Below are 4,596 nucleotides of genomic sequence, written 5' to 3'. Positions count from 1 at the left end.
TTTGTTTTTAAATGCGTTTTTACATTGGATAACTGTTCCACTTCTACTTGTAAATCTTGTTTTTCCTTAAAGGCTTGAGGCGATAAATGTTTTTTCTCTGAACCTTCTCCCCGTTCTACATCAAAACCTTTTTCCCGCATTTCCAATGGAAAGTCCTGTTGTAAGGATGTTAATTCTTTTCTCGTAAACATATCTTTCGCTGACAAACGATTGTCTTCTGTAATTGGCATCACACCAATATGCATATGTGGTGTCGCTTCATCCATATGAACCATCGCATACAACGTATTTTGTTTCCCATAACGCTTTTGAATAAACGCTAGTGAACTCTCAAAATAACGTTTTTGTTCCTCTAAACTTAATGAATGCATGTAGTCAGGCGAGGCTGTTACGACAAATTCAGAAAGTACAACCGAATTCACCCGTGGCTTTCGTTTGACTCGCTCACTGATCTCTTGTTTAATTGTGCTTTCATATCTGATTTTTTGTTGATTTAACAAATCATAATTCTGTTCACTTTTTGAATAATCGATGTCTAAATTTGATTTACTTTTACCTTGTCTTTGATTATGTTTTTGAATTCCTTGCACATCAGAAATTTGAAATTTCTGCATGTGAATGATTGCGAACTTGTTCATGTTTTTCCCTCACAATTGTCTTCCGTAAGAGGACTACTTTTGAGACTATCATAACATATCGAGAGAGCGAATCCAAAGTTTTGGTATAGCCCACTATACCAAATTACATTTGGTGTGGGCTCTGCGAGACCTTGTTGGCTTCGCCAAATCACGCCGTAGCGTGATAAATACCAGGGGCTTTGCCCCACACCCCACAAGGGGAACCCTTCCCCTTGACCCCATCAATCGAACTCCCCAACCCCTCCAATCCTTGAGGGGCTTCCTCGCCGGTTGGCACCCCCAAAACGAATCGTTTTGAGGAACTGCCAAGAGGATGAAAAATCAGCTGCACGTGTCCACTCCTTAATGCTCCTTTCATGGATCAGCACAAAACGCTGATCCATTTCAGTCCGCTTACCGTTGACACTTACCTTTAATCTTTTTCCAGATTTCTTTTATAAGACTTAGCCTAGATGCCGGTATGTTTAACTTTAGGGATACCGTGGACAATGAGGTTAATCCACCATCTATATAACGAAGACCAGTATCCTTTTTTGAATATATTCGTCGTAAGAGATTGAATCACGACCTGCAAGATATTTAGCAAAACAAAGCATGCTTTCTTCTAATTCTGTAAATCCAATTGATAAATCTCTTTTGACTACCTCTAAAGAAGATTGTACATCATCAGGTAATTTTTCTGGTACCTTAATTTGAGTCAAAATCTTAGAACGTGTTGCAAATTCCTCACCCACATTACCCACATTTAATGTTAAATTATATAGTTCCTCCTCACTTAGTTCACCATTCATTTTATTCAGATTATTTAATAATTCCATGCTAGTAATAACCAAATCAGTAACTTTATTTTCAAAACTTATAAAAAGGCGTTGCTCAGTATTCATTTCTGTTTTAGGGGTCTGTGTAGTAATGGAACAAGAACGGCAATAAGATTTTATCATTATCAAAAATCAAGGTTTTTGATAATGATAAAATCTGTGCTAAATAAAGCTTTGATACGTTAATACTACGTTATCAAAACTATTATCCTAATCAAATTAACAATAACAACCGTTTTTGATAAATTTAATAAATATTAAACTTTTAATCAGTAAGATATTTATTTTTTGGATAAAAAAACTTTATTGTTAGCTATATTGAAGTGAAAATATAGGTTATTGCCGTTTCTGTTCCGTTACTACACAAACCCCTTTTAGCAAAAGTTGTTAGAGGGGAAATCAAACCAAATAAGCAACTGAATAAAATTACATTGTATTTATTAAAAAAAAACATGATTTATCTCCACCTAAATCTTTTATTTTATCTAACCTTATGATGTTCCAAAGTAATAATTTTATTTTAAAGATCAGAAAAAGGGCTTATTTGGGTATATACATAAATTTGTACCCTGCATACGTTGATAAGGTGCAACCACCCAACTGGTAATTCCAACAAAACTTCTGAAAGGATCTATTATGAACGATGCAATTTGCAAATCTTTAAAAACAATCCTTTGTAGGAAAAAACATGGACATTTAAGGGTTACTTGTAGGGATTCTTGCGAATTCCTGACATCAATAAACACATACATCCATACTTTTCATTGGGAGCAAGTATTTTAATATGGTAATCTAAACTTAGCTTTGTACATTTTTTGTCAAAATACCCTTAGAATAAGTCACTTTTTTAAGTGACTTATTTTTTTTAATGTATTGTGATAAACTGTAATCGAAATAAAAAAATTTCCTTAACTAAAATATTTTCAAACACATATACATAGTGTAAAGGAGACACACTCCTTATTGAATATATATAAAAAAAGGTTGAATCCCTTTCACCAGGGATTCAACCTTTTTTTTGTGTGTCCCCCTTGTTTTTGGGTGTGAGTGCTGGCTCGCCGTGTGGGGGCGAAACCCCACATAGCGTTGATTTGTCTGAAAAAAGAATCCTACCCTGGGCGGAAGAACTGGCGATTCGGCTGGTACAATTGCTGATCCAAGTCGAGCAACTTAACCCCGTTTTTGGTCTGTTCGGCTTGGCGAAAGCTAAAAACCAGCCGAAAAAAGTTCCGCAAGGAAGAAACGTAGTGAAAAAGGTGGAGATTTTTGAATGCCTTTTATTCAAAAATACTACCTGTTCCTTGCGGAACTTTTAGCCTCTTAAATAGAGAGTGAGAGTATAAGAACTATTAAATGTTTAAAAAAGGTTGATATATCAGTGGTTTGAGAGATTTAGCACCGTATCATTTTTAATACGGTACCGTATTAAAAATGATACGGTTAATAATCACAAAAACAAAAAAAAGGAGTCTTTAAAGACTCCTTTTTAAAACAATTTTTGAGGTAATTTTTTAAGTATTGAATTATCCTTCATTTGTTTTTTAAACATTAAAACTAGATGTTCTTTTACATCATCTTTATCTCCAACATATATGATATTTGGGTTAATAAATAATACATAATCTTTAGCTTGTTTAATATCACAGGCATCTCCGGAAACAGCTTTAGCAAAAATACCTTTTTTAATCAAAGCATTTACCACTCTACTAACTTTTGTTCTAGATGTATTTAAACAATCGGCTAAACCTTGAATTGTCAAAGCATTTGCCGGTTTTTTCATTATGTCATCTACAATAGCATTTGAATGCATACTAATATTTGATTGAATATCAGTTAAAAAAATCTTTTCTTCACTGGTAAGATATTTTTCTTTTCGTAAAAACTCCCAATTTTTTTGCAGGAATTGGGCAAACCTCACTTTTGATTGTGGAGATTTCTTCGTGCCTATGTAAATCTCTTTACCACCAGTCGCTTTACTCAAAACTTTTAATGCTTCATCTACTGTTTCTTGATCTATTCCATTATGTTCTTCTTCAAAATACCTCTGTTCAATCTCTAAATCACGTTTTATAGCATTTTTTTCAGCTTGTCCAAAGTTAATAACCTTTTTTGTCATGTGTTGTTGCTCCTCTCATATTACGAGCACCAACGTAAATACCTAAACTTTCTATTTGATTATCAATCAAATTATGATAATCTATTTACGCAAACGAGTTTAGGTATTTTCGCTGAAATACCCTTTAAAACGAGCCATGCTCCAACATGGCTCGTTTTTTAATTTTATCACACATAATCTCCCAAAAGATTGTCAAATAAAGTTTCCCTAAGTTTTTATTTACCTTTTTGAATGTCTTCTAGCGCTCCATGTCATATCCTCGATGTCTACTTATTTTCTTCTTATTTTCACGTTCATGTTCCCGTTCAAAATGATTTTCTACCTCTCTCCCAACGAGTTCATTCTTAACAAGTCCTCTAAAAGCCTTAAATTGCTCTTTAAAGACCTTTTTCGTCTGTTGATATAAAACCTTTATGTTTGCCTGTAAATCCCTTATATGGGCTTTTAAAGAGCCTATTTCAGTATGTAATTCCTTATTCGCTTCTTCTAATTCCCGATTTTGTTTATAAGAATGTTTTAAAGCAAGATGATTCCCCTCAATTGTTTCTTCTAAGTATTTATTATTTTCTCTCAAGCTATGATTCTCTTTTACCAGATCCGTCTTCTGTAAACGCTCATAGTCTTTTTTAACAATCACCGCTGCATCAACCTTTTCTTTCATATCTCTCCATTGCTCACGTGTAACCACAATGTTTCCTGTTTTTTTCTCTGTGATTTCTGGCTTTCCAAACAGTTTTGTTGTGACTTCTGTTTTTGTTTCTTCTCGCAAATAAGACATTGACACTGGCTTATCTGGAATTTGGTTTCGAAACATTTCAAATTCCTGTTTCTTTTCTTTTATTTTTTTATCTAAACTCAAAAATTGTTGCTGAATTTTTTGTAACGTTTCATTCTGTTTTTCGATGTAATTTGTGGTTTGTTGTAATTGATTATGGGTTTCCGCTACTTTTGTTTTTAAATGCGTTTTTACATTGGATAACTGTTCCACTTCTACTTGTAAATCTTGTTTTTCCTTAAAGGCTTG

3 protein-coding genes and 1 pseudogene are annotated in these 4,596 nt (G+C 33.7%); all 4 read right to left on the bottom strand.

Going from position 1 to position 4,596, the window contains the following annotated elements:
• Window positions 1-638, bottom strand: a 638-nt coding sequence (gene mobV, locus PDQ33_RS28285; protein ID WP_270787889.1) for a MobV family relaxase, incomplete at its 3' end; no start/stop codon positions are given.
• A 506-nt stretch (window positions 639-1,144) separates the two neighbouring features.
• Window positions 1,145-1,522: a hypothetical protein gene (locus PDQ33_RS28280; protein ID WP_179099187.1), complete on the bottom strand. Its 378-nt coding sequence runs from the start codon at window positions 1,520-1,522 to the stop codon at window positions 1,145-1,147.
• Between the two features lie 1,420 nt (window positions 1,523-2,942).
• Window positions 2,943-3,572: a hypothetical protein gene (locus PDQ33_RS28275; protein ID WP_061661320.1), complete on the bottom strand. Its 630-nt coding sequence runs from the start codon at window positions 3,570-3,572 to the stop codon at window positions 2,943-2,945.
• Window positions 3,573-3,810: 238 nt separating this feature from the next.
• A pseudogene (locus tag PDQ33_RS28270) lies at window positions 3,811-4,596 on the bottom strand (MobV family relaxase); the annotation flags it as partial.

The organism is Bacillus cereus group sp. Bc031 (assembly GCF_027716265.1).
In the GTDB taxonomy this organism is placed as follows: Bacteria; Bacillota; Bacilli; order Bacillales; family Bacillaceae_G; genus Bacillus_A; species Bacillus_A paranthracis.
The sequence above is the reverse complement of the archived record's forward strand: the minus strand, read 5'-3'. Positions and strand labels throughout refer to the sequence as shown.

Coding starts and splice junctions, on each gene's coding strand:
- PDQ33_RS28280 (WP_179099187.1), bottom strand. CDS start 1,522: ATGAATACTGAGCAACGCCTTTTTATAAGTTTTGAAAATAAAGTTACT.
- PDQ33_RS28275 (WP_061661320.1), bottom strand. CDS start 3,572: ATGACAAAAAAGGTTATTAACTTTGGACAAGCTGAAAAAAATGCTATA.